Source organism: Pseudomonas sp. B21-015 (genome assembly GCF_024749285.1).
Lineage (GTDB): Bacteria > Pseudomonadota > Gammaproteobacteria > Pseudomonadales > Pseudomonadaceae > Aquipseudomonas.
The window spans coordinates 3,948,681-3,974,411 of sequence record NZ_CP087196.1 but is presented as its reverse complement, the minus strand read 5'-3'; the positions used below and the strand labels follow the sequence as shown (position 1 = coordinate 3,974,411).

General features: G+C 58.3%; 29 protein-coding genes, 1 tRNA gene and 4 pseudogenes. 18 read left to right on the top strand and 16 right to left on the bottom strand.

Annotated elements, in window-relative coordinates; genetic code table 11:
* Nucleotides 1–117 precede the first annotated feature (117 nt).
* A tRNA-Val gene (locus LOY38_RS17830) sits at nucleotides 118–194 on the top strand.
* 238 nt (nucleotides 195–432) lie between these two features.
* Here LOY38_RS17830 and LOY38_RS17825 read toward each other — a convergent pair.
* Nucleotides 433–729, bottom strand: a complete 297-nt coding sequence (locus LOY38_RS17825; RefSeq protein ID WP_258696367.1) for a hypothetical protein — start codon at nucleotides 727–729, stop codon at nucleotides 433–435.
* Nucleotides 730–1,171: 442 nt separating this feature from the next.
* On the opposite strand from LOY38_RS17825, the pseudogene LOY38_RS17820 reads away from it, so the two are divergent.
* From LOY38_RS17820 to LOY38_RS17805, 4 genes and pseudogenes are all read left to right on the top strand, one after another.
* Nucleotides 1,172–2,325, top strand: a pseudogene (locus LOY38_RS17820) (polymorphic toxin type 44 domain-containing protein).
* Nucleotides 2,306–2,725, top strand: a complete 420-nt coding sequence (locus tag LOY38_RS17815; RefSeq protein ID WP_258696366.1) for a hypothetical protein — start codon at nucleotides 2,306–2,308, stop codon at nucleotides 2,723–2,725. Before LOY38_RS17820 ends, LOY38_RS17815 begins: the two are co-directional and overlap by 20 nt.
* A 10-nt stretch (nucleotides 2,726–2,735) precedes the next feature.
* Nucleotides 2,736–3,092 (top strand): DUF6572 domain-containing protein, encoded by a 357-nt coding sequence (locus LOY38_RS17810; protein ID WP_258696365.1) that lies wholly within the window; start codon nucleotides 2,736–2,738, stop codon nucleotides 3,090–3,092.
* 75 nt (nucleotides 3,093–3,167) lie between these two features.
* On the top strand, nucleotides 3,168–3,644 hold the full coding sequence (locus tag LOY38_RS17805) for a hypothetical protein (protein ID WP_258696364.1): 477 nt from the start codon (nucleotides 3,168–3,170) through the stop codon (nucleotides 3,642–3,644).
* 132 nt (nucleotides 3,645–3,776) lie between these two features.
* Here the strand turns inward: LOY38_RS17805 and LOY38_RS17800 are convergent, their stop codons facing one another.
* Nucleotides 3,777–3,953: a hypothetical protein gene (locus LOY38_RS17800; RefSeq protein WP_258696363.1), complete on the bottom strand. Its 177-nt coding sequence runs from the start codon at nucleotides 3,951–3,953 to the stop codon at nucleotides 3,777–3,779.
* Nucleotides 3,954–4,016: 63 nt separating this feature from the next.
* On the opposite strand from LOY38_RS17800, the gene LOY38_RS17795 reads away from it, so the two are divergent.
* Nucleotides 4,017–4,298, top strand: a complete 282-nt coding sequence (locus tag LOY38_RS17795) for an excalibur calcium-binding domain-containing protein (RefSeq protein ID WP_258696362.1) — start codon at nucleotides 4,017–4,019, stop codon at nucleotides 4,296–4,298.
* A gap of 614 nt (nucleotides 4,299–4,912) precedes the next feature.
* Here the strand turns inward: LOY38_RS17795 and LOY38_RS17790 are convergent.
* Complete coding sequence (locus LOY38_RS17790; protein WP_258696361.1) at nucleotides 4,913–5,137, bottom strand: hypothetical protein; 225 nt, start codon at nucleotides 5,135–5,137, stop codon at nucleotides 4,913–4,915.
* 411 nt (nucleotides 5,138–5,548) lie between these two features.
* Here LOY38_RS17790 and LOY38_RS17785 point away from each other — a divergent pair, with 411 nt between their 5' ends.
* The 4 genes from LOY38_RS17785 (at nucleotide 5,549) to LOY38_RS17770 (ending at nucleotide 7,840) form a co-directional block, all read left to right on the top strand.
* Nucleotides 5,549–5,866 (top strand): hypothetical protein, encoded by a 318-nt coding sequence (locus LOY38_RS17785; protein ID WP_258700746.1) that lies wholly within the window; start codon nucleotides 5,549–5,551, stop codon nucleotides 5,864–5,866.
* Between the two features lie 164 nt (nucleotides 5,867–6,030).
* Nucleotides 6,031–6,498: an RcnB family protein gene (locus LOY38_RS17780; protein WP_258696360.1), complete on the top strand. Its 468-nt coding sequence runs from the start codon at nucleotides 6,031–6,033 to the stop codon at nucleotides 6,496–6,498.
* Nucleotides 6,499–6,675: 177 nt separating this feature from the next.
* A complete protein-coding gene (locus LOY38_RS17775) occupies nucleotides 6,676–7,194 on the top strand; it encodes a hypothetical protein (RefSeq protein WP_258696359.1) in 519 nt (172 codons plus the stop codon).
* Between the two features lie 190 nt (nucleotides 7,195–7,384).
* The gene (locus LOY38_RS17770; RefSeq protein ID WP_258696358.1) at nucleotides 7,385–7,840 is read left to right on the top strand and encodes a DUF2214 family protein; all 456 of its coding nucleotides are present in this window, start codon (nucleotides 7,385–7,387) and stop codon (nucleotides 7,838–7,840) included.
* A gap of 186 nt (nucleotides 7,841–8,026) precedes the next feature.
* Here LOY38_RS17770 and csrA read toward each other — a convergent pair whose 3' ends face one another.
* A complete protein-coding gene (gene csrA, locus LOY38_RS17765; RefSeq protein ID WP_007938114.1) occupies nucleotides 8,027–8,221 on the bottom strand; it encodes a carbon storage regulator CsrA in 195 nt (64 codons plus the stop codon).
* A gap of 250 nt (nucleotides 8,222–8,471) precedes the next feature.
* On the opposite strand from csrA, the gene LOY38_RS17760 reads away from it, so the two are divergent.
* Nucleotides 8,472–8,837, top strand: coding sequence for an SPOR domain-containing protein (locus LOY38_RS17760; protein WP_258696357.1), 366 nt, complete (start codon nucleotides 8,472–8,474; stop codon nucleotides 8,835–8,837).
* A gap of 68 nt (nucleotides 8,838–8,905) precedes the next feature.
* Here the strand turns inward: LOY38_RS17760 and LOY38_RS17755 are convergent, their stop codons facing one another.
* The 5 genes from LOY38_RS17755 to ftrA all read right to left on the bottom strand — a co-directional run bounded on the left by LOY38_RS17755 (nucleotide 8,906) and on the right by ftrA (nucleotide 13,301).
* Entirely contained in the window at nucleotides 8,906–10,369 is a 1,464-nt protein-coding gene (locus tag LOY38_RS17755) for a GDL motif peptide-associated radical SAM/SPASM maturase (protein WP_258696356.1), read from the bottom strand.
* Nucleotides 10,370–10,606: 237 nt separating this feature from the next.
* Nucleotides 10,607–11,188 (bottom strand): DUF1842 domain-containing protein, encoded by a 582-nt coding sequence (locus LOY38_RS17750; RefSeq protein ID WP_258696355.1) that lies wholly within the window; start codon nucleotides 11,186–11,188, stop codon nucleotides 10,607–10,609.
* 54 nt (nucleotides 11,189–11,242) lie between these two features.
* Nucleotides 11,243–11,890 carry a DUF1842 domain-containing protein gene (locus LOY38_RS17745; RefSeq protein WP_258696354.1) on the bottom strand — a complete coding sequence of 216 codons (648 nt, stop codon included), beginning with the start codon at nucleotides 11,888–11,890 and terminating at the stop codon, nucleotides 11,243–11,245.
* 41 nt (nucleotides 11,891–11,931) lie between these two features.
* A complete protein-coding gene (locus LOY38_RS17740) occupies nucleotides 11,932–12,120 on the bottom strand; it encodes a DUF1843 domain-containing protein (protein WP_258696353.1) in 189 nt (62 codons plus the stop codon).
* Nucleotides 12,121–12,302: 182 nt separating this feature from the next.
* A complete protein-coding gene (gene ftrA, locus LOY38_RS17735) occupies nucleotides 12,303–13,301 on the bottom strand; it encodes a transcriptional regulator FtrA (RefSeq protein WP_258696352.1) in 999 nt (332 codons plus the stop codon).
* Between the two features lie 101 nt (nucleotides 13,302–13,402).
* On the opposite strand from ftrA, the gene LOY38_RS17730 reads away from it, so the two are divergent.
* Nucleotides 13,403–13,837 carry a rhodanese-like domain-containing protein gene (locus LOY38_RS17730; RefSeq protein ID WP_258696351.1) on the top strand — a complete coding sequence of 145 codons (435 nt, stop codon included), beginning with the start codon at nucleotides 13,403–13,405 and terminating at the stop codon, nucleotides 13,835–13,837.
* A 132-nt stretch (nucleotides 13,838–13,969) separates the two neighbouring features.
* Here the strand turns inward: LOY38_RS17730 and LOY38_RS17725 are convergent.
* Nucleotides 13,970–14,143 (bottom strand): annotated as a pseudogene (locus tag LOY38_RS17725) (GMP synthase); the annotation flags it as partial.
* On the opposite strand from LOY38_RS17725, the pseudogene LOY38_RS17720 reads away from it, so the two are divergent.
* Both LOY38_RS17720 and LOY38_RS17715 read left to right on the top strand, forming a co-directional pair.
* Nucleotides 14,143–14,475 (top strand): annotated as a pseudogene (locus LOY38_RS17720) (transporter substrate-binding domain-containing protein); the annotation flags it as partial. The pseudogenes LOY38_RS17725 and LOY38_RS17720 sit on opposite strands and share 1 nt — an antisense overlap.
* Before the next feature lie 162 nt (nucleotides 14,476–14,637).
* Nucleotides 14,638–15,354 carry an alpha/beta hydrolase gene (locus LOY38_RS17715; RefSeq protein ID WP_258696350.1) on the top strand — a complete coding sequence of 239 codons (717 nt, stop codon included), beginning with the start codon at nucleotides 14,638–14,640 and terminating at the stop codon, nucleotides 15,352–15,354.
* A gap of 11 nt (nucleotides 15,355–15,365) precedes the next feature.
* On the opposite strand, the gene LOY38_RS17710 is transcribed toward LOY38_RS17715, so the two are convergent.
* Together LOY38_RS17710 and LOY38_RS17705 are read right to left on the bottom strand one after the other, a co-directional pair.
* Nucleotides 15,366–15,953, bottom strand: a complete 588-nt coding sequence (locus LOY38_RS17710; RefSeq protein ID WP_258696349.1) for a hypothetical protein — start codon at nucleotides 15,951–15,953, stop codon at nucleotides 15,366–15,368.
* 79 nt (nucleotides 15,954–16,032) lie between these two features.
* Nucleotides 16,033–16,791, bottom strand: a complete 759-nt coding sequence (locus tag LOY38_RS17705) for a hypothetical protein (protein ID WP_258696348.1) — start codon at nucleotides 16,789–16,791, stop codon at nucleotides 16,033–16,035.
* Between the two features lie 148 nt (nucleotides 16,792–16,939).
* On the opposite strand from LOY38_RS17705, the gene LOY38_RS17700 reads away from it, so the two are divergent.
* Nucleotides 16,940–18,259, top strand: a complete 1,320-nt coding sequence (locus LOY38_RS17700; protein ID WP_258696347.1) for an Nramp family divalent metal transporter — start codon at nucleotides 16,940–16,942, stop codon at nucleotides 18,257–18,259.
* Between the two features lie 127 nt (nucleotides 18,260–18,386).
* Here the strand turns inward: LOY38_RS17700 and LOY38_RS17695 are convergent, their stop codons facing one another.
* Genes LOY38_RS17695 through LOY38_RS17685 form a run of 3 tightly spaced genes read right to left on the bottom strand, consistent with a single transcriptional unit; the run spans nucleotide 18,387 to nucleotide 20,980 of the window.
* Nucleotides 18,387–19,568: an acetyl-CoA C-acetyltransferase gene (locus tag LOY38_RS17695; RefSeq protein WP_258696346.1), complete on the bottom strand. Its 1,182-nt coding sequence runs from the start codon at nucleotides 19,566–19,568 to the stop codon at nucleotides 18,387–18,389.
* 11 nt (nucleotides 19,569–19,579) lie between these two features.
* Nucleotides 19,580–20,245, bottom strand: coding sequence for a CoA transferase subunit B (locus tag LOY38_RS17690; RefSeq protein ID WP_258696345.1), 666 nt, complete (start codon nucleotides 20,243–20,245; stop codon nucleotides 19,580–19,582).
* A 36-nt stretch (nucleotides 20,246–20,281) separates the two neighbouring features.
* Nucleotides 20,282–20,980: a CoA transferase subunit A gene (locus LOY38_RS17685; RefSeq protein WP_258696344.1), complete on the bottom strand. Its 699-nt coding sequence runs from the start codon at nucleotides 20,978–20,980 to the stop codon at nucleotides 20,282–20,284.
* A 142-nt stretch (nucleotides 20,981–21,122) separates the two neighbouring features.
* Here LOY38_RS17685 and LOY38_RS17680 point away from each other — a divergent pair, with 142 nt between their 5' ends.
* Nucleotides 21,123–22,022, top strand: coding sequence for a LysR family transcriptional regulator (locus LOY38_RS17680; protein WP_258696343.1), 900 nt, complete (start codon nucleotides 21,123–21,125; stop codon nucleotides 22,020–22,022).
* A 153-nt stretch (nucleotides 22,023–22,175) separates the two neighbouring features.
* On the opposite strand, the gene LOY38_RS17675 is transcribed toward LOY38_RS17680, so the two are convergent.
* A complete protein-coding gene (locus LOY38_RS17675; protein WP_258700745.1) occupies nucleotides 22,176–23,222 on the bottom strand; it encodes a class I SAM-dependent methyltransferase in 1,047 nt (348 codons plus the stop codon).
* Nucleotides 23,223–23,686: 464 nt separating this feature from the next.
* On the opposite strand from LOY38_RS17675, the pseudogene LOY38_RS17665 reads away from it, so the two are divergent.
* A pseudogene (locus LOY38_RS17665) lies at nucleotides 23,687–24,370 on the top strand (DUF2063 domain-containing protein); the annotation flags it as partial.
* A 148-nt stretch (nucleotides 24,371–24,518) separates the two neighbouring features.
* Complete coding sequence (locus LOY38_RS17660; protein ID WP_258696341.1) at nucleotides 24,519–25,730, top strand: cytochrome c biogenesis protein DipZ; 1,212 nt, start codon at nucleotides 24,519–24,521, stop codon at nucleotides 25,728–25,730.
* The last annotated feature ends 1 nt before the right edge of the window (nucleotide 25,731 follow it).

The following is a 25,731-nucleotide window of genomic DNA, read 5'->3' as shown; positions in this document are numbered from 1 at the left end:
AGTCACCGGAAAATCTTCTTTGTGAGCGGAAAATTAAATATTTTGCATATTCATAGGGTTAGGTGAAAAAAAGGTGTTGACACCCCTCCGGAATTCCGTAGAATGCCGCCTCACAGCAGGCACGTAGCTCAGTTGGTTAGAGCACCACCTTGACATGGTGGGGGTCGTTGGTTCGAGTCCAATCGCGCCTACCAAACAAAATCCGCTCTGCTGGGCGGTCTAGAAGGGCTCACCGAAAGGTGGGCCCTTTTTTGTTGCTTCGGATTTCATGCAGAACGTTCACAAAATATCGGGTTCGTTCACACGGAGCAATGCGAACGCCTAAAGCGAATGATTCTGTTGCGGTTTCCTCGATAGCTGAATGTGCGACGCAATACACTAGGCCATCAAAGATTTACTGATGGCCTAAATGGTTTGAGGGAAGGGGAGGTGTCAATTTAGCCTCGGTGGTTCGTCATCATGCTCCAGCATCGGATTTTCGGCCGAGCTTGGTAGTTGTTCTGCACGTGCCTGGGACTTCCATGCAAAACCAATCAGCTCTTTGATGCGGTCTGTAAATGGCTTCGCACCCTTGCCCAGCTTATCGACGGCCACACCAAAATCACCCATTAGGGCGTAGAAGTGGCTCAGGTCGGAAACCTTTTTGTGTAATTCCTTCTGCAACTCTTCTAAGCGTTTCAAAAGGCGTCGTTTGTGCCCGTCATCTAACAATGTGTCTTTAGCCAGCAAATTTCGCAGCTCATTGATGATGTCTTGGATTCTGGTCAGGTCCCCTTCCGTGAATTTCTTCTGTCCAGTCCGATGATGTCTGTGCCAAGTTTAGAGCGAAACGGCAGATAGCGATTGCCCCCTCAACTGGGTTGTCCCCGACCGTCTTCAAAATGTCCTGTGGAATGCTCATAAATGCTCCTTGCTGATGTGGACGCTGTGATGATCATAGTTGATGTGCGTACGGTAAGTGCGATTTCGGCTATTCGATATAAAGCACATTGCCGTCACTCAACATACCTAGCTTGAGCGGGTATCCTCCGCACCTCGGCGAATGACACGGAACACAGGGAATTTTCAAGGCTTTTTGGATTTGTCCTACAGCCAGCACTTGAGCCTCCCGGTAGAGTCATTCTGCCCCAGCTACAGGCAGGAACTCCTCGTAACGACTCAAGGATGATTTATGATTTCCTCTGCACGACTGGGTGACAAGCATGTCTGCCCTATGCCCGGCCATGGCACCACTCCGATTGCCTCTGCCTCTGCTGATACAAACATCAACTTCATGGGCTCTGCCCGTGTGGGAGATACCTGTGGATGTGGCGCAGTCATCACTACGGGGTTTCCCTCGATTCTGGTAAATGGCCGTCCTATGGCCCATTTGGGAAGTCCTACGAGTCATGGTGGAACGATCATCACAGGGGCAGGCGATGTCGGTGGTGGCTTTGTCATGGGCGACGCTGGTGGTGCAACCGTAATCAACTTTATGGCGCTTGGAGCGATTCGCCCAAACGGCGCAATTGACGAAGAAAAGATGGTGACACTACTCGCCGATCCGAAACTCAAAGAGAAAGCAGTTGCCGCAAATGCGTTGGTAGACCCTAACGCTCCGCCCCCCAAACAGGATGCGGAGAAAGCGGAACCCGTTGTATGCAACCATCCTGACCAAATGCAGCCGCTGGCTAACTACATTGCTGGTGAGATGAACCGCAACATCCACGACCCGGCTGTGTTGGAGATGAGAAGGCTCATTGACTACGATCCCGACGTTGCGGCGAAACAGTTCTCGGAACTACCGTTGCTCGCTCGCATGGGGGGCGGCCAAATTTTGGCGATATCGCAAAAGCACAGAAGGTTGCAGCGGCGGCAATATGGACTAAAGAAGTGGGGCAGGATATGGAGTGGGATCACAAGCCGAAACTCCGCAAGCTCTTCCCCGGCGTGCGACACAAACAGGCAAAGTACGACTATTACTACGACATATGGTCAAACATCCATTACGGGTACGTCGGAATCATAGGCGGACTGTCAGAAAGCGTTCTTCTGGATGGTGCGGGAGCTGAGCAAATTGTCTCAGATACTATAAGGAAGGGCGATGAGGTGCTGACGAAGCCCAAAGCAGATTGGAAGCTCCCCGGCCCTCATCCTACAGCCAGTCCGTGGACTGATTTTCGATCATGGGATGATGTGGCCGATAGAGTCTCGATCAGTATCGGCGTGAAGCTCGCCAAACAACATCCCGATGGTGGGATAACGGCGAAGATGGTCATGGATGAAGTGCTTGCTGTTACACCGGAAAATTGGGGGGAGGGTGTTAGTGTCCACGTCTGCAAGTAAAGCTCGAAGACGATACATTCGATGGTTTTGGATACCGTTGTTACCGCTGCTGGCGTTTGTCCTCTGGCGTAGTGCCTTGCCAACTGCGACTGTCCACTATTCCAAGGATGGTCGGGAAGAGTTGCGGTATGTCTGGAGCGTCAAAGATCAGATATACAGGGGCCGGTTTTCTTCCGGTGGCAGCGTTAGCGACAAAGGGCTCGTCTCCCCGGATGATGAGTTCTTTATGGAGTTTTCGTGGCACAGCAAGGAAGGCCGCTGGCATTGCATCAGTATCAAACCGAAGTGGCCTAACACCAACATCTTCCTCGATGCAGATGGCAATATTGATATGCGGAAAGAGAGTGGCACTGATGTAGAGCAGTTGAAAGTTTGTCAGTGGGATTTGGCCAAACCCTAGAGGAGCATAAATGTCCATAACAAATCTACGTGTGATCGATTTCTGGGCAATTCCCAAGCGAGAGCCAAACAACGTGGTGCTGGTGATCACTGACCACCTTGAATGGGGTGGTAAAGCTGAACAAGGCGAACACCTGCTGTTGCTGCAAGAGAAAATCAACACGTACATCGCTTTCATCGAAAGCGGTGAGATTTACACCGAAATTCCCGGTGCACTTGGCAAACATCCCATCATTCGTGTTCTTGGTCTGTATGAGCTGCCAGAGCAAGCAGAGATCTTCATTGAGCGTGTTACAGAGACTCTAGAAGAAGTGGGCATCGGGTTTGAGTTCGAGCTTAAAGCGGACGAAGCAATACGTAATATGTGATCAACCAAATATCTCCGTCAGAGAGTTTTAGGCTTAGCAGAGATTCAAGGGACAGCAAACGAATTGGGAGATGAAATGGAGCTTCGTACCGAGTTAGTGCCGCCTGCACTGGATGAATCCATGGTTGCTCGACTAACGAAACTCGCGGAGGAGATTGATTGCGGACATCCCGAGCAGACGCTGAGTCAGTTGGCGGAATTCAATCGAGAGGCTATGACAGAACTTGAGTTCATCGACTTTCAGGGAGTTTATGGAGGCCAGGCTCACGATACATGGGTTCGCAAAGTCTTAGCCAAACCGTATGAGCTGCGCGTGGCAGACGTGACCAAGCAAGAGTTGGTAGAGTTGGCTCGAAGGGTCATGGAGGGTGATGGCGCCGACCATGAAGTCGAATTTTGGTTGAGCATGCTAGAAATCAATATTCCGAATGACCGGATATCAGATTTGATTTTCTGGCCAGACGAATACTTTGACGATGTGAATTATTCGCAGGAGCTATCCCCAGAACAAGTGGTAGAAATCGCTTTTAAGGACGGTGAAGCTGCTCAGTGAAAGGGCTCGCCCACACCAAAGGACTGTCATCCTGCACGGGGTAAACTGAGGGTGTGAGGGAGCGAAAGGATTCTACACTTCGCTCCAGTTATATTCCCCGGCTCTACTCCAAGAGACACGGTCTGGAAGGGCTCACCGAAAGGTGGGCCCTTTTTTGTTGTCTTTGCAAAACTTTTGCAAAGCCACCACTTTCCATTTTTTCAGTTGCGGCAAACTCGGTTTACCGCCGGCATACCGCAGTTTCTTGTATTCATCCGCCTCCATGAGGCGCTGCACCTTGACCATAATTTGGGCAAGTACTTTTGCCATGGGTTACGCTGAAAAACAGGCAGCGTGAGAATGCAAATGGTCTCTCATCAGGAATGGATCAAAATGAAACTGATTTTGGTTGTGCTTGTTGTTGGTCTGTTGGCTTGGAAGCTTTCCCCTGAATTACAGTCCTGGGCTGAGGTTCAGCCATCGAATCCTAAAGGAACCTCTACAGCCGCGACTGCGCAGAAGCCTGTTTCGGCTTCATTCAAATGTGATGGACGCAAATACTGTTCGCAGATGACCTCGTGTGCAGAGGCCAAAAGCTTTCTGCAAAATTGTCCAGGAATGGAAATGGATGGCGATGACGATGGAATTCCCTGTGAGGCTCAGTGGTGTCGGTGATAATTCGCCGTTGCAGGTAACAAAGTTGGATGGCGTCGTCTGGGCTGGAGTTGGGGCGAGTGGCAGCAGGGAGTGATACTCCTTTTGCCTGGAACTCCCATTTTGCTGTTTGCTTTCTTCGCCGGTCACGCCGGCTTCGACAAAACCATGCGTTTTATTAGCTGGTTTAACTGGTACACGTAGGTGAACCAGGCGAGGGCGATCATGTCAGGGCCTCGCATTGAGCGGGGCCTTTTCGTTTCAGTCATACCCACGGAGTCGAGCGAACTGTGAGCTCTGCCTGTACCTTGACATGCGCAAGGATCAGGCAGGGCGCAGGAAGTCTTAGGTTGCGATGTGTCTACGCCAGAATTCCTACCTCGCCCTGTGCAGCTTGAAGCGTTCGCTCCTCGGTCAGCGGCATGAAAGTTGGCGGTGTATCGCTGGCATGTAGGTAAAGAAAGTAGTGCCCGGAATCGTCTCGCGGGCAGCAGTTGTTGATGCATGCATTTCGCAGTTTTTGTTTTCTGGTTCGAGGCTTGGATTACCGAAGGATTGGACCGTGCGCTCGCAACGGAAAGCCGACCTGTTAGAGCGTCGGCGCTTGAGGCTTGAAAACGCTTTGGGGTTAAGCGTTATTTGTGACCATTGAAGAATTCAGTGATCGCCTTGACATCCGGTGCGACGCCGTTAGCTGCTGGATACGCTTTTGCGACTTCCAGTGCATAGGCCTGAGCGGCATTGATGGCTGGTGTGCCTTGCCCAACTTTTAATTGGCTGGTAAGCCCTGAAATTATGCAGTTCAGGGTGAGAAGCGACGATCCGGTGTGCTTCAGGGCACCTTGTACGTCATTGTTCATTTCACTCTCCTTGAGTTATCCGCGCCGAAATTGGCGCAATCCCAATCCTTGGGCTTGCAGGCAAAGGACTGGGAGATCCGTTGCATGAAGGCATAAGGCTACTATCGGGCGGGCGCGGGGCGTTACTGGGGATTCGTACAGGCAGGGGAGGCGCCGGTTGTTAGCGGCGGTTAACGGAACGTATGATCGGTGCGGGCACTCACTATTCTGGTGCCTGGATTCACACCCCGAGAAGGAAATGAGCATGGAAAAGCACTTCGGTAATTCAGGGCTATTCAAGACTGCTTCGTATCACTGCAACGGATCGCCAGGCAGCGACATTGCTGGCTGGGAACTGAGAAATCTTGCTCTGAATACGAAGGAATTTTTGATATGTCCAAAGAACTACTCGGAGTTTCTGCTCTAGGGCTGATGGTGGTGGGTGAGTTTTGCGCGATCTACAGTGAGGTGGTAACCGCCAGGCTTGCCCAAACAGGTAGTAGTTCATGGGAGGCATTCATGCTTCCCGTCGTGCTGATGAGCTTTGCCGGTTTTTGCCTGCTGGGCGCATATTGGCTGGGCTATGTTGCTGTCGGTGATATCTGGATTGTTACGGTGATTTCAGTCACGTCGCTATTGCTCCTTGAGCCGATAGTGGTTTGGTACTTGTTTCATGAAGCACCAGGACGTGGCGCACTCATCGGGTTTTGCCTGGGGGCTTTAGGCATGCTCTCAACCGTAATGCTGTAGTTGCTTCGTCTGGCCCAGCCATCAACTAACTGGGCCAGCGCTGCTCTCCATTCGTTGTTCGATTTCCCATCTGGCCTGTCACCCCCCCGTGAACACTGTTTCTGAACTAACACAGCCATAACCGTCTACATTGCAGGGAACATCCCCTTTTTGAGAGAACGGATATGTTTAGATCTCGCTCGTTGATCGCCGCTATGACGTGTCTTGCCTTGGTGTCTGGTTCAGTGACTGCATTGGCCGACCCGGGAAACGGAAAGGGCCAGGGAGGCGGCAAGGGAAATCCACAATACAACCAGGACCATGGCAACTCCGGTCATGGCAACAAAGGGAAAGGTTCAGGGGGTGACGACTGGAGTCACGGCCCGAGCATCAACCACGGTAGTGTCCTTGGAATCGTGGGTGGTTATCGCGATTACTGGAGCCCCGGTCCCGCCTTGCCGCCCGGTATTCAAAAAAACCTCGCCCGCGGAAAACCTCTTCCGCCGGGGATCGCCAAAAAACTCGATGGCCGACTGCTCGGCAGGCTTCCCCACTACGATGGCTACGAGTGGCAACAGGTTGGCACTGACTTGATATTGGTGGCCATCGCCACCGGGATCATCTACGAGGTGCTCAATGGTGCGTTCGATTGATGTGAAAGCGATAAATTTCAATCGCGCCCTTGCAGCATGACGACCAGCAACATCGCGGTAAGCAGCGTGCAGGTTCGATAACTGCCCATTGCCTGCCCGCTGGTCGGCGGCCTTTGAACTGTGTGGGGCCGAAACAGTCAATTGTTCCGTGCAATATCAACCTCCACGGAACCCACCATGTTATTTAAAAACAAGAGTCTTGCTGCTGTCATGTCATGCGTGTTGATGCTTGCGGCCGCCCCGTTATTGCCCGCTGATCTGTCCATCATGAACTCCGCCTACGCGAAGGGTGGTGGCGGTGGTGGCAATGGCGGTGGTGGCGGTGGTGGCAATGGCGGTGGTAACGGTGGTGGCAATGGCGGCGGTAACGGCGGTGGCAATGGCGGTGGTAATGGTGGCAATAGCGGCCACGGTGATTCTGGCCATTCCGGCGGCGTCAGCAGCAATGGCCACGGCGCGGGCTTGAGCAGCGATCACGCCGGCAAAGCCGTTCGGGATCATGGCGTCAGTGGCAACCACTATGGTAGCGAACGTAACAGTGACCGTGGCCATGGGGCCGTCACTTCGGGCATTGCGCATTCCAGGGACACGCGAGGAGTGACGAAGGCCTCTGCCATTTCGGCTTCTACGCCTGGCGTTCACAACACGAAAGGGTTGAGCAACGCTCGCACTTCGATTTCCAAAAGAATAGATTAAGTCCAAGACTCTCAAAGCCGGGTATCCATCAGGAGCCCGGCTTTTTTGCGCCCGCTATTTGCCGATAGAGTCGGTCGCCCTGGCGGTGGCTATGTGCGGGTATTCAGCGGAGCCGCATGCGTAGGCAAATCCCACGCGATGGACTACTACTGTAGGGCTGATTCAACTTTGTCCTGATGGGAGTATGTCGATGCTGGCTCACTGGTTTCTGGCGGCAATTCACCTCTTGGCCTTTGCTCTGGGCTTTTGGGCGGTACTGACCCGCGGCACGGCTCTACATCGTCTGATTACCGGGGCGGGGGAAGCTCGCCGTGTTTTGATTGCAGATAATCTGTGGGGGATCTCTGCGGTCATTCTCCTGATCACGGGTGGGGTGCGAGCCTTTGGCGGGTACGAAAAAGGCACTGACTACTATCTTCACCAACCCCTGTTTCATCTCAAAATGACACTCTTCGTCCTTATCCTGTTGCTGGAAGTTGCGCCTATGGTGGCGCTGATCAAATGGCGGGTGGCACTGGGGCGTGGCGCGGCTATCGATACCGGGCGTGCAGCGCTGTTTGCCCGTATCAGCCATATAGAAGCGCTGTTGCTGGTGTTGATGGTCGTGGCGGCCACGGGCATGGCGCGTGGTGTGACGTTTGGTTAGCCAGGACGTTCTTTCTCGCAGCAAATCCGAAACGTCTGACAGTCATGGCGTAAGGCGGGCGGTAGTATCTGCTTCACGTTGCAATTGCATCGCAAAGAGAGACTGGACAGAGAGCGATGCGGCGCTTGAATCTTTAGCCAGCCGTTATTCGAGGCTGAATGGGCTGGCTACTGACTGCAGCAGGATTCAGGGTGTTTGTGGCTTGTCTGGGGCGGTCAGGCCAGCCTGAATGCGTTGATAGATTTCTTCGCGATGCACCGCAACGTCTTTCGGGGCGTTGATGCCAATCCTGACTTGCTGGCCGCTAACGCCCAGAATGGTGATCGTAATGTCATCACCGATGTTTATGCTTTCACCGACTTTGCGGGTGAGTATCAGCATGGTTTTCTCCTTGATTGCTTTGTAGGGCACCTGATTTGGACAGTGCAGAGGTCGGTATTACGTATAGATTAGTGCGAAGTCTCACAGTTTGGGTGCCTCTTTCTGACGCGCAGATGCTGCATTAATTCCCAAGGTGTAACTATACAGAGGCCGCAACCATCAATCTCGTTGTTTTGAGCCCATTTTGCGGCACTCGAGAAGGATCCATGGATGTTAAAATCGCTGCTTTAAGCATTAAGAGGGAAGCGTTGTGCGCAAAATGGTCTTGGTAATCGCAGTACTGACGCTGGCCGGATGTGGTGAGGATAAGGGTGTTCACGCTCAAAAGCCGCAACCGGCAGTCGCTTCCGTCCCCGCGGCGGCAACGGGCCCGCAATGGGACGTCGAAGTGCGCGGCGAGACACCCCAGGCCGTCAGTGACCTCAGTGGCTGGTTGATTGAGCACAGCTTCGTTTCCAATGTCGTCAAGGAAAATGGAAAGGTTCGTATTCTGGTCGGACCGTTCAATTCGAAAGCCGAGGCAGAGGCCAAGCAAGCTGAAGTGACGGCGGCGCTCGTCCGGGCGAAAAAAAGGAACATCGAATCGCTGATCGTCGAACACCCGACGGCTCCGTAAAGTCCTTTTCACAGGGAAGGGGGGGTGGCCTATGAAGGTCGCCCCCTCGTGATGGATCGTCAGTATCGTTACACCGAGGTATTTTGCGGTAACCCCAACAGACCGGTCAGCGTCTTGATAATCGCTTGTTGCCGGGCACGGTCTGTCTGGTGCACGGCTTCTGCGGCGGCGACATCGGCGTCACAGTGTGGGCACGTCACTTCGTGTGCATGGATGTACTGCAAGCAGCCACGACACAGCGCCAGTTGTGGTGGAATCCGTCCTTCGTCCGGCGATTTCTGGCCCTGGTTCGCCCAGGCCAGTTTGATCACCTGGCCGCTGTCGCTGACGCTGTTCACCTTCTCGCCGGTGTCGATGCGTTCGGTAATCAGGTCAAACCGTCCGACGGCGAAGGACGTCTTTGCCGCGTCCTCGAGTTTGACAATGCGCTCGCGCAGTCCCTGTTTTTGCAGGTCCAGCGCGCGGTAGTGGCAGTAGGGATTGTTGCCGGGTTTGCCGAGCAGAGAGTGCGACGTCCAGGTGCAGCCGCCACGGCAGACGTCGTTGTAGTAACAGCTTCGGCAGTAACCCCACAGGTCGTCGACACCACGCAGGCGGCCAAAGTGCATGCCTTCGCTGTAATGCCAGATATCGTGCAGGCTCATGGTGCGTACGTTGCCGCCCGAAAACCCCACTGTTGCCAATGACGGGCAACCCTTTACCGTGCCGTCGGCTTCCAGCGCCAGCACGGTCTGGCCGGCGGCACAGCCGCTCCAGTGCACGCGCTCGTCGCCGAAACCACGCCACATGTGCTCGTAAGGGCCGTAGTAACCAATATTGTTGCCTACGTTCATCAGCAGGCCGCGATCGACCCCCTCGCGGTAGAGCCGCGCCAGCAACGGCATCACCTCCAGCAATTGGTAGGGCTGCAACAACAGCTCCGGGTGATCGACGGCGTTGCCCATGGCGACCGTCAACTGGATCTGCCAGTGAGTGGCGCCGAGGTTGATGATCAGGTCCATCAGCTCGGGCAGATCGGGTAACGTGGCCGCACCGATTTGTGTGTTGACGCTCACCGCAAGCCCGGACTGTTTGGCGCGTCGCAGGGTATCCACCGCCTTGTCGAACGAGCCCGGAACATTGCGCACCGCGTCATGCAGCGGGGCCAGTCCATCCAGTGAAACACCGACGCCATTGAGCCCGGCTTCCACTGCTGCCTGCATTTTCGCGGGCGTCAGGTTGCGTCCACCGGTTTGTATGGCGCAATACATGCCGTGATCGTGGATAGCCTGGATCAGTTGAGTCCAATCCTTGCGTAAATAGGCTTCACCACCGATCAAGGTGATCTCGCGGGTGCCGAGTGCCGCCAGGGCGTCGATGACGTCCAGGCATTCCCGGGTGTTCAGTTCATCGGGGCGTCGATGGCCGGCGCGCGAGCCGCAATGCAGGCATTTGAGATCGCAGGCCAGGGTGATTTCCCAGACCACATGCACCGGCACGTAGCGTTTGAGGTCGGTTTCACTGAGGTAGCGGGCAGGGCGACTGTCTGACATGGAAAATCCTTGCGCACAAACGCGTGCGCGGCACGAATCCATCGAAGTGTTCGCGCCTTCCTTGGGTCAATGGCGCGACCGGATTTACCTTTTGTTATTGAACCCGAGCAGTCAAGGCACGGAACCTGTGGGAGCGGGCTTGCTCGCGACAGCGGTGTGTCAGGCGACGTCAATGTTGACTGTGTCGCCGCCTTCGCGAGCAAGCCCGCTCCCACATGGATTGCGCTGACTGACCGGTTAGCGGGCCTCCAGGCGGGCGATTTCAGCGGTCAACTGATCCAGTGCGTTGCGCAGGGCACCGCTGTGGGCCAGTTGCTGTTCACCCTGGCTCACCACGGCCTTCAGTTGCGCCAGGTCACCGCTGGCTTGCGCTTGCTGTACCGCGACGGCATAGAGCGGCACCGCATGATGCGGATGCTCTGGGCGCACAATAACGGGTGCCTGGCTGACGGCGGCGTGTTTCACGTAGTGCCAGATGCCCTGTTCCTGGTACTTGTAGTCGACATAACCGCTCGCCCAATCGGCGCCTAAAATGCCTTTCAAGCCGAAAGTCTGGGCGATCTGGCTGAGAGGGCCGCTCGGGCTGCCCGCCAGGGTGAGGATGATGTGGTTCTCGGCCGTCGGCACCAGTTTGGCCTCGGAGTACTCACCCCATACACGGGCACGGAAGTTGAGAGGCGGATAGGTGCTTTGGAAAATGCTGGCAACCCCACTGACTTTTTTCTTTACGGTATCGACCAGCAGATCCAGGGTTAAAACCGGTGCGCCCAGTAGATGACTACTGACGTTGAGGCGGGTATGAAAAAGTCCGATTGACATGGTGCTACTCCCTTATTTGTATTCAAGACAAGTCGGGCATGTTTCGTGGTCGGATCAGCGGCGTTCCTGCCTGCTGATTTCACCCTTGGCCACCTCAAGCGCACTGGTCAGTTGGGGTTGCTGATCCAGTTGTTGTTGGGCCAGGCGCGCCAGGTTTTTCATCTGAGCCAGGTCACCGCTGGCCATTGCACTTTGAATCGGTGCGGCGTACAGCGGCATGATTGGCGGATAAGATGACTGCGGCGGAATGACCGGACCGGGCTCCAGCGGCGGCAGTGCAGAGACGTTAGACGGCACCGAATCAACGAGATGGGCGGGAGCATTGTTGACCTCGACCCACTGCTGACCATTCAAGTACGAGTAGTTGGCGACGCCTTCTTTCCAGTCAGTGCCCACCACCAGTTGCAACTTGAAATTCACGATGGAATTCGAGCCCGGCCCGCCTTGATTGCCTTGAGCGGTGATCAGGATTTTGCTGACACCCGGTGACATGACGGTCAGGTAGGTATATTCACCCCAGACATCGGAGTGCACATCCAGCGGCGGGTTGGTCGCCTGAGTGATTGCAGCCGTTCCGTTTACAGTCTCATCAGGGGTAAAGACCAGTATATTGAGTGCCAGACTTTGTGCACCCGGTGCCGAAGTACCAATTCGGTAGCTGAGGGGGAATAAGCCGACAAGTTGCTGAGTAGAACCAGACATAATTATTGCCTCCATTGCAATAAGGGGAGCGGAAATAGCGACTAATGCTTTTCCAGGCGTGCGACTTCCTTGGCCAACTGCTCGTAAGCGGCATTTAGCTCTTTATTTTCTGGTGTGGATGCATCGCGTTGTTTCAATAGCGTCTTCATTTGCGGCAGGTCGCCTGCCTTGATTGCGCCTTGGATGGCCACCCCATAGGGGGGCATGCTATGGCGAGTTGAACTGCTCATAACGATTCCTTCCGTGGTGTTTTGCGGGCACTGCTTCGATCAGCAGTTTTTGCAGTTAAGCAGGCGCGGATAATTATGCAATGGGCAGCGAATGAGGAATGTTTAATATAATTTTATTAATAGCGAAGCGTTAGGATGTGGGCGGTTCAATATTAAGATTGGCGATGAATAAAGATGTTTTCTCATAAGGAAGAAGTATCTTTATCGCCATTAATAATGATGGGTTCTCGCCCAAACCGCTCCCGATACACCGAAGGCGGCACCCCAATCACACTGCGAAATGCCACCCGAAAACTCTCCACCGAACGATAACCACAGTGCCGGGCAATCTGATCCGTGTTCTGACGGGTGCTCTCCAGCAGCTCGCGGGCCCGGGCCAGGCGCTCATGCTGCAACCACGCTTTGGGTGGCATGCCGCTGGCATCGGTGAATCGCCGCAGGAATGTCCGCTCACTCATGGCCGCTTCGCTGGCAAGGTCGCGAACTTCCAGCGGTTCGTGCAGGCGTTCCCGCGCCCATTGCATGACCCGCGACAGATCGCTACGTGGCGTCGGGCTGACCGGTGACGGAATGAACTGCGCCTGGCCGCCGGTGCGTTGCGGCGACATCACCAACCGCCGTGCCACCGAGTTGGCCACCTGAGTGCCGAAATCCCGCGCGACCAGGTGCAGGCAGGCATCGATGCCGGCGGCGCTGCCGGCGGAGGTAATCAACTGACCCGAATCGACATAGAGCACGTCCGGGTCCACCTGAATGTCCGGAAAGCGTTCGGCCAGTTCAGCGGTGTAGCGCCAATGCGTCGTGGCGCCGTGACCGTCGAGCAAACCGGTGGCCGCCAGTACAAATACCCCGGAACAGATCGACAGCAATCGCGCGCCCCGGGCATGGGCCTGGCGCAGGGCTGCGAGCAAAGGTTCAGGCACCGCCGCGCTGCGGTCGCGCCAGCCGGGGATGATGATGGTCCGGGCCTCTTCAAGCAGTTCCATCCCACCGTCGGCCAGCACCTGAATGCCGCCCATGGCACGCATCGGCCCTGGGTCGACAGCGACGATGCGGTGCTCATACCAAGGGAAATCGAACTCCGGTCGCGCCAGACCGAAGATCTCCACGGCGATGCCGAACTCGAAGGTGCAGAGGCCGTCGTAGGCCAGAATCGCGACCAAGCCTGGGGTGGGCTGCATTTGGCGGAAAGTTCCCGGTGAGTGTCTTGTGCGCCACTGTAGCGGCAAGCCCGGAGCAGATAAAGTCTTCTCACACCCACCGAGACTTTGGAGTACAGCCCATGCCCAGCCTGGTTCGCGAGATTCCCGCAGCCCCATCCGCCATCGCCCTGATGCATTTCAGCAACCGTCTGACCTTCGAGACTGATTGTTCCGACGTATACGGCAGCCAACAGGCCGGCGATGTGGATTTTGTCCTGGTGGACGTGCGTGGACCGTTGGCGTTCGAACGCGGACATGTGCCGGGCGCGATCAACATTGCGGGGCGACTGATCACGGTCGATGGCCTGGCGGCTTATCCGAAATCCACGCTGTTCGTGGTTTATTGCGCAGGGCCCCATTGCAACGGCGCCAACAAGGCAGCGGTGAAACTGGCGGCGCTGGGTTACCCGGTCAAGGAGATGATCGGCGGGGTGACCGGGTGGCTGGATGAAGGGTTTGAGTTGAGTGTTGTGGCGCAACCCGCCATTGCGATGCCCATCAGTTGTGAATGCTGACCCAGTGTGGCGAGGGAGCTTGCTCCCGTTGGGGCGCGAAGCGGCCCTGAAAACAGCCACTCACGATTTCCTGGATAGATCGCATCTTCAGTATTTACGACTGCTTCGCAGCCGAGCGGGAGCAAGCTCCCTCGCCACCGATTCGGCATTCCACTCCGGGTGGAACTGCAACCCCATCCGTGCCGGGCCAACGCGATGCATCTGCTGCTCACAAACGTCACTGCTGGCCCGCAACTGCGCACCTGGCGGTAGATCGATCGCATCTTCGTGCCATTCCAATACCTTAAGCGTCTGGCCATCGGCAAAAAGCCGGTTATCCGACATTTTCGATGAAAACCCCGGACGGCAAACTCACCGGTTTCGACGTGGATATCGGTGATGCGCTGTGCGAGCAGATGAAGGTGAAGTGCACCTGGGTCGAGCAAGAGTTCGATGGCCTGATCCCGGCCCTGAGGGTCAAGAAAATCGACGCGATCCTGTCGTCCATGACCATCACCGACGACCGCAAGAAGAACGTCGATTTCACCATCAAGCACTACCACACCCCGGCACGCTTCGTGATGAAGGAGGGTCGCGACATCAAGGACCCGCTGACCGAACTCAAGGGCAAGAAAGTCGGTGTGCTGCGCGCCAGTACCCACTCACCGCTCTCACCCTCAGTCTAATTCCTGCGCAAGACACAAGCGGGCTCGCTCGCGAAGACGGCCTCAGAAACGGCGAAGATACCTGGGCCATCATCGACATCTCGCCTCACAGTGTTAGGCTCTGCCCCGAATCCTGCGCGCCGTGAAGGAAGGTTAATGTTGAAGTTGCTCGCTCTGCTCACGCTCCTGGCGTCCACCGCCGTTCATGCTCAAACCCCACTGCACACCGATCTGCCGCTCAAATACCTGGAGCAGGCCAACGCTGAATCCCGTCACCAGCCTCTGGTGATTTTCCTGCATGGTTACGGCAGCGACGAGCAGGACCTGTTCGGCATCAAGGATGAATTGCCGCCGCAGTACAACTATCTGTCGGTGCGGGCGCCGATGACGATGGAGGAGGGCAGTTACCAGTGGTTTCGCAAAAAGGGCGACGGCGCCTATAACGGCGAGACGGACGACCTGAAGGCCAGCGGCCAGGTGCTACTGGACTTCGTCGCCCAAGCGGCGAAGAAATATCACACCGAAACGGACAAGGTATTCCTGGTGGGTTTCAGCCAGGGCGCGATCATGTCCTACGAAGTGGCGTTGCGTCATCCCGAGGCAGTAGGTGGCATTGCGGCGTTGAGCGGGCGAATCCTGCCGGTGCTCAAGTCCGAACTCGAACCGGATGAAAAACGCCAGTCGCTGGCGATTTTCATCGGTCATGGCACCGCCGACAAACGCTTGCCCTACAACGATGGCACCGAGGCCGACAGCCTGTTGCAGCGCCTGTCACTCAAGCCTGAGTTTCATGCCTACGAAGGTGTCGGCCACAGCATCAGTGCCACCGAGATGCAGGATCTGAGCGCCTGGTTGCAGCGCCTCAATCCCTGAGTCGGTCGGGTCTATTTGCCGGTGACGATCTGTTTGACCAGCGTTTCGTGGCCGGTTTTGTCGTTGGGGCGGGAGATGATCTGAACGATGGCCATGCGCGTGCCGGAAGCGGCCATCAACGTGCTGTCGAGGGTCATGCCACCGCCTTGGGTGGCGGTGCTGTCGATCTGCCGAAGGCCCAGGCCCGTGCCTTTCTGGGTCAGGCTTTTTTCGCTCAGTTTGTTGAAGTCCGGCAGTGCCTTGCGTTGCTCGGTGGCGAAGGCGGACACGGTGGCGTCGAGGAACTCACCGTCGTTGTCCTTGACGTTGACGCCGCCGGGAATGGTGTTTTCAGCGGCGATCACCACGGTTTTGGTGGTCTGGTTGGTGTACATCGTGCCTGTTGCCCCGGCGGTACCGGTGGCCGCGTCGCCGGCTGGCAGCGGGTTGGCGATGAAACCCTTGGGCAGGGTGAAGGTGAACTTGCCGCCGAGCATCGAAACCTTTTGGGTCGGTGCCGTATCCTTGGCAGTGGCCTTGGCCGCCTGCGCATTCAAGGCTCCGAGGCTGGCGGCCGCCATCAGCAGCAGAACAACGGCTTTTTTACTCAACAATGACATTCAAACTCTCCATGGGATGATCGCGCTTTGACGGCGATCATCCCATGGATCGCGATCTGTAGCAGCTGCCGTGGTAGCGTTAAGTTCTCGAACGCAATGCCAGCCGTTTAGTGATCAATAGCATCCCCAACGACACGCCTGCCCCTAAGACAAAACCCAGCCATCCCAACCTTGGCAACGCCAACGCCAGCACCAGACAAAACGCCGCAAACGAATACATCCCGGTCGCTGTCGCCCTGAGCAACGCCGCAGTAAAAGCCGGCCCGCGAGTCTGCTGGGAAAACACCGCCATCACACTGCCCAGCACCGGGAATACCGCGAGCAGACCGCTCCAGCGTTCACCCACGGTGCTGGCCAGCAATGTGACGGCCAATGTGAGCAGGGCGCCGGCCAGCATGCGCAGCAGCAGTTTGTCGGACTTCGGCGCCGGGCCTGAAACGATGGGCTGCACCGAGGGAAACAGGTGCGGCGCGGCCAGCAATGCGGTGGCGGCCGCGATCACCGAGAACACCAGCGACGGCGGGATCAGCGACAACACGCTGGCAGCCAGAGCCCAGACCAGCAGCGAAATCGTCAGCGCCCACGGCCAGCTCAAGCGTTGTGCAACCTGGGCATAGGTCACGCAAAAGGCAATCATTGCGAACATTGCCGATAACGCTGCCGTCGCCGCCTGAGCGGCGAACACCAGGCCTTGCTCGATGGCGAGGAAGAACAGAATCGGCCCGACCACCACCGGCAACCCCGACAGCCAACCGGCGACGCTTGGGCCCCAGCGTTTTCCGGCCAGGGAAATCAGCAACAGAAATCCCGGAATCACCAACAGTTTGAGCATCAGCACGCACGCGTCTCCGATCGGTGTGAGCCGGCCACGTTAGCATTGCGGGTGAGGAAATGCTCAGGGCGCTCTCTGCACAAGCGCTGAGCGCCTACACCGGAGTGCGCGAAACGTCTAAGCTGCGCGCTCCCAACTGTTGACGGATGCTTGTGTGAAATTCAGTTTGCCCGAAGTCGGTACTGCGCCGTTTTGCCCACCGGAAGTGGCCGGCACGGTTGCCGTTGACCCTCGTGCAGCCTTCTTCAAGCGCGTCCTGCGCTTTGCCGGCCCCGGTTTGCTGGTGTCCATCGGCTACATGGACCCGGGCAACTGGGCTACCGCCATCGAGGCCGGTTCGCGGTTTGGCTACAGCCTGTTGTTCGTGGTGTTGCTGGCGAGTCTGGCGGGGATGGTGGTGCAGTGTTTGTGCTCGCGTCTGGGCATCGCCACCGGGCGTGATCTGGCGCAGTTGTGCCGGGATCGCTACAGCACGCGGACCGCACGGACCCAGTGGCTGCTGGCGGAAATTTCGATCATCGCCACCGACCTCGCCGAAGTGCTCGGCTGTGCGCTGGCGTTCCACCTGCTGCTGGGTTGTTCGCTGACCTTCGGCATCGCGCTCACCGCGTTCGACACGCTGCTGGTATTGGCGCTGCAAAACCGGGGCTTTCGCCGACTGGAGGCGATCATGCTGGTGCTGGTGGGCACTATTGGCGCGTGTTTCTTCGTCGAGCTGTTGCTGATCAAACCCTACTGGCCGGACGTCGCCCGGGGCTTTACGCCGTCACTTTCAGCCCTCGGCGATGCGGCGCCGCTGTACCTGGCCATCGGTATTCTCGGGGCCACGGTGATGCCGCATAACCTCTATCTGCACACCTCGATCGTGCAGACCCGAATGATCGGCAAGGACCTGGCCAGCAAGCAGGACGCGGTCAAACTGGCGCGCATCGACACCATCGGTTCTCTGACGCTGGCGCTGCTGGTCAACGCCGCGATCCTGATTCTGGCCGCCGCGGCGTTTCACAAGACCGGGCATACCGACGTGGTGGACATCCAGGATGCCTATCATCTGCTCGATCCATTGGTGGGCGGTGCGTTGGCCAGCGTGCTGTTTGGCGTGGCGTTGCTGGCGTCGGGGCAGAGCTCGACCTTCACCGGCACCATCGCCGGCCAGGTGATCATGGAGGGCTACCTGAACCTGCGGCTGCCCTGCTGGCAACGGCGGTTGATCACTCGCGGGCTGGCGCTGATCCCGGCGTTTATCGGCGTATGGCTGATGGGCGATGGGGCAATCGGCAAGCTGCTGGTGTTGAGTCAGGTGGTGTTGAGTCTGCAATTGCCATTCGCGTTGTATCCGTTGATTCGCATGACCAACGATCAGCAGCTCATGGGGCCGTTTGTGAATCGACTGCCAACGCGGGTGTTGGCGTGGGGATTGTTTACGGTGATCAGCGGGGCGAATAGCTGGTTGATTTTGCAGTTTGTGGGCTGAGTCGGGAGGTGTATTGCCTGATCGGGCCTTTTCGCGAGCAAGCCCGCTCCCACAGTTGATCTTCAGTGAACACAAAAACTGTGCCTCACCTAAATCCCCTGTGGGAGCGGGCTTGCTCGCGAAGCTTTTAAGCTCTTTCGATGGCCAGTGCCACGCCTTGGCCTCCACCGATGCATAACGTCGCCAGACCTTTCCTGGCGTCCTGCTTGATCATTTCATGCAGCAACGTCACCAGCACCCGGCAACCCGAAGCACCGATCGGATGGCCCAGGGCAATGGCGCCACCGTTGACGTTGACTTTGTTCTGGTCCCATTCCAGATCCTTGGCCACCGCCAAAGATTGCGCGGCGAAGGCTTCGTTGGCTTCGATCAGGTCCAGTTGATCGATGGACCAGCCGGCCTTGTCCAGGCAACGACGGGTGGCGCTGACCGGGCCGATGCCCATGATCGCCGGGTCGACGCCCGCGTTGGCGTAAGCGGCGATTTTTGCCAGCACCGGCAGACCGAGGGCCTTGGCTTTTTCGGCGCTCATCAGGATCACGGCGGCGGCACCGTCGTTCAGCGAAGACGCGTTGCCGGCAGTCACCGAACCGTCCTTCTTGAAGGCCGCTTTCAGTTTGCCCAGGGAGTCGGCGGTGGTGCCGGCCCGAGGCTGTTCATCGGTGGCGAAGGCAACCGGATCGCCCTTGCGCTGCGGGATCAGGATCGGGGTGATTTCGTCGGCAAACCGCCCGGCTTCGATGGCGGCCACGGCTTTCTGCTGGGACGCGGCAGCGAAGGCGTCCTGTTGCTCACGGGTCAGGCTGTATTTCTCAGCCAGATTCTCGGCGGTGATGCCCATGTGGTAATCGTTGAACGCATCCCACAAACCGTCGCTGATCATCGTGTCGACGATCTGTGCGTGACCCATGCGCAACCCCGTGCGAGCACCGGGCATGACGTAATTGGCCAGGCTCATGTTTTCCTGGCCGCCGGCGATGATCACCTCGGCATCGCCGCAGCGAATCGCCTGCGCCGCCAGATGCAGCGCTTTGAGGCCCGAACCACAGACCTTGTTCAGGGTCATGGCCGGCACGGCGAAGGGCAGGCCAGCCTTGATCGCGGCCTGACGCGCAGGGTTTTGTCCGGCACCGGCGGTCAGCACCTGGCCCATGATCACTTCATCGACGTGCGCCGGGTCCAGCCCGGTCTGCGCCAGCAGTTGACGGATCACCGCAGCACCGAGGTCAACCGCGGATACATTCGCCAGCGCCCCCTGGAAGCTGCCGATGGCAGTGCGAGTGGCGGCAACAATCACGACTTCTTGCATGGAAGGATTCCTCACTGGGCAGCGAACTGCATTTGCGGGACGTGGTCAGGCACGATCAGTTTACCCGCGGTCTTGGCGACGATTTCTTCGACGCTCACGCCCGGCGCGCGTTCCTTGAGAATGAACGCGCCGTTGTGGATTTCCAGGTAGGCTAGGTCGGTCAGCACGCGTTTGATGCAACCGGCACCGGTCAGCGGCAGGCTGCAACGGGGCAGCAGTTTCGACTCGCCGTCCTTGGAGGCGTGGGTCATGGTGACGATGATATTGTCCGCACCGGCCACCAGGTCCATCGCGCCGCCCATGCCCTTGACCAGTTTGCCGGGGATCATCCAGGAGGCGATGTTGCCTTCGACGTCCACTTCGAACGCGCCCAGCACGGTCAGGTCGATGTGGCCGCCGCGGATCATCGCGAACGATTCGGCGGAGGAGAAAATCGACGCGCCGATTCGCGCGGTCACTGTTTGCTTGCCGGCGTTGATCATGTCGGCGTCGACTTCGGCATCGGTCGGAAAGGCGCCCATGCCGAGCAGGCCGTTTTCCGATTGCAGCATGACTTCCATGCCTTCGGGGATGTAGTTGGCGACCAGGGTCGGAATGCCGATGCCGAGGTTCACGTAGTAGCCGTCCTGCATTTCGCGGGCGACGCGCTGAGCCATTTGTTCGCGGGAAAGTGCCATTGTTGTTATTCCTTCATTCGGTCCGGGGGCAGGGGATCACTTACGCACGGTGCGCTGTTCGATGCGCTTTTCGAACGTGCCGCAAATGACCCGGTCGACGTAGATGCCAGGGGTGTGGATCTGCGACGGGTCCAGCTCGCCGGGTTCGACGATTTCTTCGACTTCGACCACGGTGATCTTGCCGGCGGTGGCGGCCAGCGGGTTGAAGTTCTGGGCGGTGTGGCGATAGACCACGTTACCGAAATGGTCGGCTTTCCAGCCTTTGACGATGGCGAAGTCACCGGTGATGGATTCTTCCATCAGGTACTTGCGACCCTTGAATTCGCGCACTTCCTTGCCTTCGGCCACCGGAGTGCCGACGCCGGTGGCGGTGAAGAACGCCGGGATGCCGGCACCGCCTGCGCGCATTTTTTCGGCGAGGGTGCCTTGGGGGGTCAGGACGACTTCGATTTCGCCGCTCAGCAGCTGCTTTTCGAACAGTGCGTTTTCGCCGACGTAGGAGGCCACCACTTTGCGGATCTGCCGGTCTACCAGCAGCACACCGAGGCCGAAACCGTCGACGCCGCAGTTGTTGGACACTACGGTGAGGTCGCGCGTGCCTCGGTGCTTGATCTCGGCTATGAGGTTTTCCGGAATCCCGCACAGGCCGAAGCCGCCGGAAATCACGGTCATGCCGTCTTCAAGACCGGCCATCGCTTCCTCATAGGAATACACGCGCTTGTCGAACCCTGCCATATGCACCTCTTTTATTCTTTGTGGGCGGCTGGCTAGCCGGATGGGGAGGGAGTGTCGCGCTGGAGGATTTATTTGTTAAGTTGATTTTTAAGGTTGATTGATAGATAAAACTCACCAATGTATTACGTTGGAGACATCGGCCATGACCGTTAAACAGATCCGTGCGTTTCTGGCCGTGGCCCAGAGTTTGAGTTTTGCCGTGGCTTGCGAGCGGCTGCACCTGTCCCAGTCGGCGTTGAGCCTGACCATCAAGGCGCTGGAGGAGGGCCTGGGCGGGCGCCTGTTCACGCGCAATACCCGCAACGTCGCACTGACCGCGGAAGGCGAATCGCTGCTGCCATTGGCTCGCCGGTTGATCGCGGATTGGGACAATGCCGAGGATGAGCTCCGGCAACGCTTCACCCTCCAGCGTGGCCGCGTGACCCTGGCGGCGATGCCGTCGTTTGCCGGCAACCTGCTGCCGCCGATTCTCAAGACCTTTCGCGCGCGTTATCCCAAGGTCAACGTCACGGTGAACGACGTGATCAACGAGCAGGTGCTGGAAATGGTTCGCGACCGCCAGGTGGAATTGGGCGTGGCGTTTGAACCGACCCAGAGTTCGTCGCTGGAATTTACCCCCTTGTACATCGACCGGTTTGTGGCGGTGGTGCCGTTCGATTCACCGCTGGCGGACCTGGGCGATATCGATTGGCAGACCTTGCTCAAGGAACCGTTCATTACCTTGCAGCGACCGTCCACGGTGCGGGTGATGCTCGAAGAGCACTTGCAGTCGCGGGGCATGAAATTGCCGGTGGAGTTTGAAAGTCATCAGTTGGCGACGGTCGGGCGGATGGTGGCCAGCGGATTGGGCGTGAGCGCGGTGCCAGCGTTGTGCGCCGGGCAGATGCGCGAGCTGGGCGCGCGTTGCATTACCCTGCGTGATCCGGTGGTGGAGCGGGCGATCGGAGTGCTGACGACGGGGCATGAACTGTCGGCGGCGGCGCAAGCGCTGTTCGATATTCTCAAGGCTGAAAACCTCGGCGAGCGCCTCTCCGCGCGATGACAACATTCCCCTGTGGGAGCGAGCCTGCTCGCGAAGGGGGCGGCACATTCAACATAGATACTGCCTGACACACCGCCATCGCGAGTAGGCTCGCTCCCACAGGAATTGGGTTTCGCCAGTTGCTGGCGGATCACCCGGGCAGATGGCCTGCCTCTATTTCCGCGCCTCCAGTATCAGGTTGAACGGCGTTTCCGTGGCCCGCCGGAACTGGGTGAACCCCGCCTCGGTGAAGACCTTGCGCAACCGTGCTTCGCCCGCCTGGGCACCGAGCCCGAGGCCGACTTCCTGGGACAGCGAGTTAGGCGTACAGATAAAGGTCGAGGCGGCGTAGAACAGCCGTCCCACCGGGGTGGTGTTTTCGTCGAGGGTGTCGTTGGCGAAAGGCTCCACCAGCAGCACCGTGCCGTCGGGTTTGAGCGATTCATAGGCATGCCGCGCGGCGCCGACCGGGTCACCCATGTCGTGCAGGCAGTCGAAGTAGCAGATCAGGTCATAGTCGTCGCCCGGATAGCTCTTGGCGGTGCCCTGGAAGAACCTCGCCCGGCCGGCCACCCCACCTTCTTCGGCGCGCTGGGTGGCGACGGTGACGGAGGGTGCGTGGTAGTCGAAACCGACGAACCGCGAATCCGGGAATGCCTGGGCCATGATCACGGTCGAGGCGCCGTGGCCGCAGCCGATGTCTGCCACCTTCGCGCCGGCCTCCAGTTTGGCGACCACCCCATCGAGGGCCGGCAGCCATTCACTGACCAGATGCGCCTTGTACCCTGGGCGGAAGAACCGTTCCGTGCCGCTGAACATGCACGGATGGTGATCGCCCCAGGGCAGGGCACCGTTGCCGCGCATGGCGTTGACCAGTTTGTCCTTGTCATGGAAAAACGACGCAACCACGCCGATACCGCCGGCCACATAGACCGGTGAATCTTCGATCGCCAGCGCCAGGGCTTGCTCTTCGGGCAGGCGGAACTGGCCGTTGCGGTGTTCCATGTAACCGGAGGCGGCGTGGGCGCTGAGCCATTCACGCAGCAGGCGGGTGTTGCAGCCGGTCTTCGCGGCGAGTGCTTCGGGGGTGACTGGCTGACTGTCGGCCATGGCCCGGTACAGGCCGAGCTCTTCGCCGAGGATGACGTTGGCGAGCATCGCCGCGCCGCCCATGTCGTTTACCAGTTTGCCCATGAAATCATTGAGTCTGGCCTCGTCCATCATGTGTGCTCCTTCAGCAGGATCACGGTCCGCAGGCATTGTTTGTCGAGGCATGCCCCTCTGGGCGGTGATCGTGGGAATGAACAGGACGATAACCGCGTCCTGGCTCCCCCTTCGGGGGTAATCAACAAGTCTAGTTCGTGTATCCCACTGTATCTGGCTGCCTGTCCGATACAGTTCTCTGAAAAATGGCCGTTTGCGCACACAGCCCCGACACACCGCGTCGCCTAACTGGGCCTGCCGGCCGGCACTGAGTGTTCAGGCGCTGGAGACCGGACCAGACCGGATGAGATCGACACCATGCAGATTCCCCTCACATCAGTACCGGCGACCGTCGGGCTAGGCTTGCGCCGCGGTTTGATCAAGGACCTGCAAGCGGCCCCGGAGGGCGCTTTCGACTTTCTGGAAGTCGCGCCGGAGAACTGGATCGGCGTCGGCGGCGCTCACGGCGCGGCGTATCGCGCCCCGCCGGGATGGACGTGGCGCGGGTGCAGGTTTATCGCGACCTGGTGTTCTCGAACCTGTCGTCGTTGCTCAGTAGCACCTTTGCGGTATTGGTGAAGATACTGGGCGACAGTGACTGGCGTTCTCTGGTGCGGATCTTCCTGCGGGACCACCGTGCTCAAACGCCAAAGTTCGGCGAGATCGCCCGGGAGTTTGTCGAGTTCCTGGCCACGGAGCCGCTGACGTTGAGCGATGGACCGTGGCCGCCATTCATGGTCGAGCTGGCGCATTACGAATGGGTCGAAATGGTGCTGCAACAATCCGGGGCCGAGCCGTTTCCAGCCAGCGATGCCGGGTTGCTGCTGGATCGACCGTTGCAGGTTTCGCCGCTGGCCTGGCCGTTGGCGTATGGCTGGCCGGTGCAATGGGTGGGGCCGGATTACCGCCCGCAAGCGTTGCCGGCTCAGCCGACGTTGCTGTTGGTTCGTCGGGCCGAAGACTGGAGTGTGCGTTTCTCCGAATTGAGCCCGTTGACGTGGCGGTTGTTGCAGCGGATCGGAGAGTTTCCTCAGCTAAATGGCCGAGCGCAGCTGGAAGGGCTGGCGATGGAGGCGAGGATGGTTGGGTCGCCAGTGTTTATTGACAGTGGGGTGGCGTTGTTGCGGCAGATGCACGGGGAAGGGGTGATCGGCATAGCAGCCTGACCGCACGCAATCCCCCAACCACCCAATATCCCTGTGGGAGCGAGCCTGCTCGCGATGACGGCAGCACATTCAACCTCTATGTGACCGTCAGATCGCTATCGCGAGCAGGCTCGCTCCCACATGGGACTCGTACTCTCAAGGTAATCCCATGTTTCTCATCGCATTCCTGGGCGGCATTTTGACCGTCCTCAGCCCCTGCATCCTCCCGGTCGTGCCGTTTCTGTTTGCCGGTGTTGAACGCACACGCTCTTCGATCCTGCTCACCCTCGGCGGCATGGCCCTGACCTTCGCCCTGATCTCCAGCCTGGCCGTGGTCAGCAGTGACTGGGTGGTACAAGCCAACAACACCGGCCGCCATGTGGCGCTGATCGTGATGGTGCTGTTTGCGCTGTCGCTGATCTCCGTCCGCATCGGCGGCTGGCTGGCGCGTCCGTTGGTGCTGCTGGGCAATCGCCTCGACCCCGACACCCGCAAAATGTCCGGCCCGCTGGGCTCGGTGATGATCGGCGTCGCCACGGGGCTGCTCTGGGCACCGTGTGCCGGGCCGATCCTCGGAGTGATCCTCACCGGCGCGATGCTGCAAGGCGCCAACGCCCAGACCAGCCTGTTGCTGGTGGCGTATGGCCTGGGCAGCGCGTTGTCCCTGGGCACCTTGGTCTTTGCCGGTCGCGGCCTGGTCAATCGCTTGAGACCGTCGATTCCAGTCACCGGCTGGCTGCGTCGCGGTGCCGGTGCTGCGGTGTTGGTCGCGGCGGCGGTCATCGCCACCGGAACCGACAACAGGCTGCTTGCGGGCACCTCGTCCGAAGGCGTTACCACGGTGGAACGGCAGGTGCTGGAAACCGTGCCGAAAGTGGTCGATTACCTGGTCAGCAAGGTCAAGGCCGACTCGAGCGTGGACTCGGCCAAAGGTGTGATGCCGTCACTCTCCGGCGCGGTCGAATGGCTCAACTCGCCAGCGCTGAGCAACGATGCCCTGCGTGGCAAAGTGGTGCTGGTGGACTTCTGGACGTATGGCTGCATCAACTGCCAGCACACCTTGCCCTACGTGAAGGACTGGGCGAAGAAATATCAGAAGGACGGCTTGGTGGTGATCGGCGTGCACACCCCTGAATACGGTTACGAACGCATCATCGACAACGTCCGCGATCAGGTGAAAAAACTGGGCATCACCTACCCGGTGGCGATCGATAACAACTACACGATCTGGCGCGCCTTCGATAACCAGTACTGGCCCGCACATTACCTGATCGATGCCAAGGGGCAGGTGCGTTACAGCCACTTTGGCGAGGGCCGTTACGAGACTCAGGAGCAATTGATTCAGCAGCTGCTGAAAGAGGCCAAGGCGCCTGCCGTGTAAC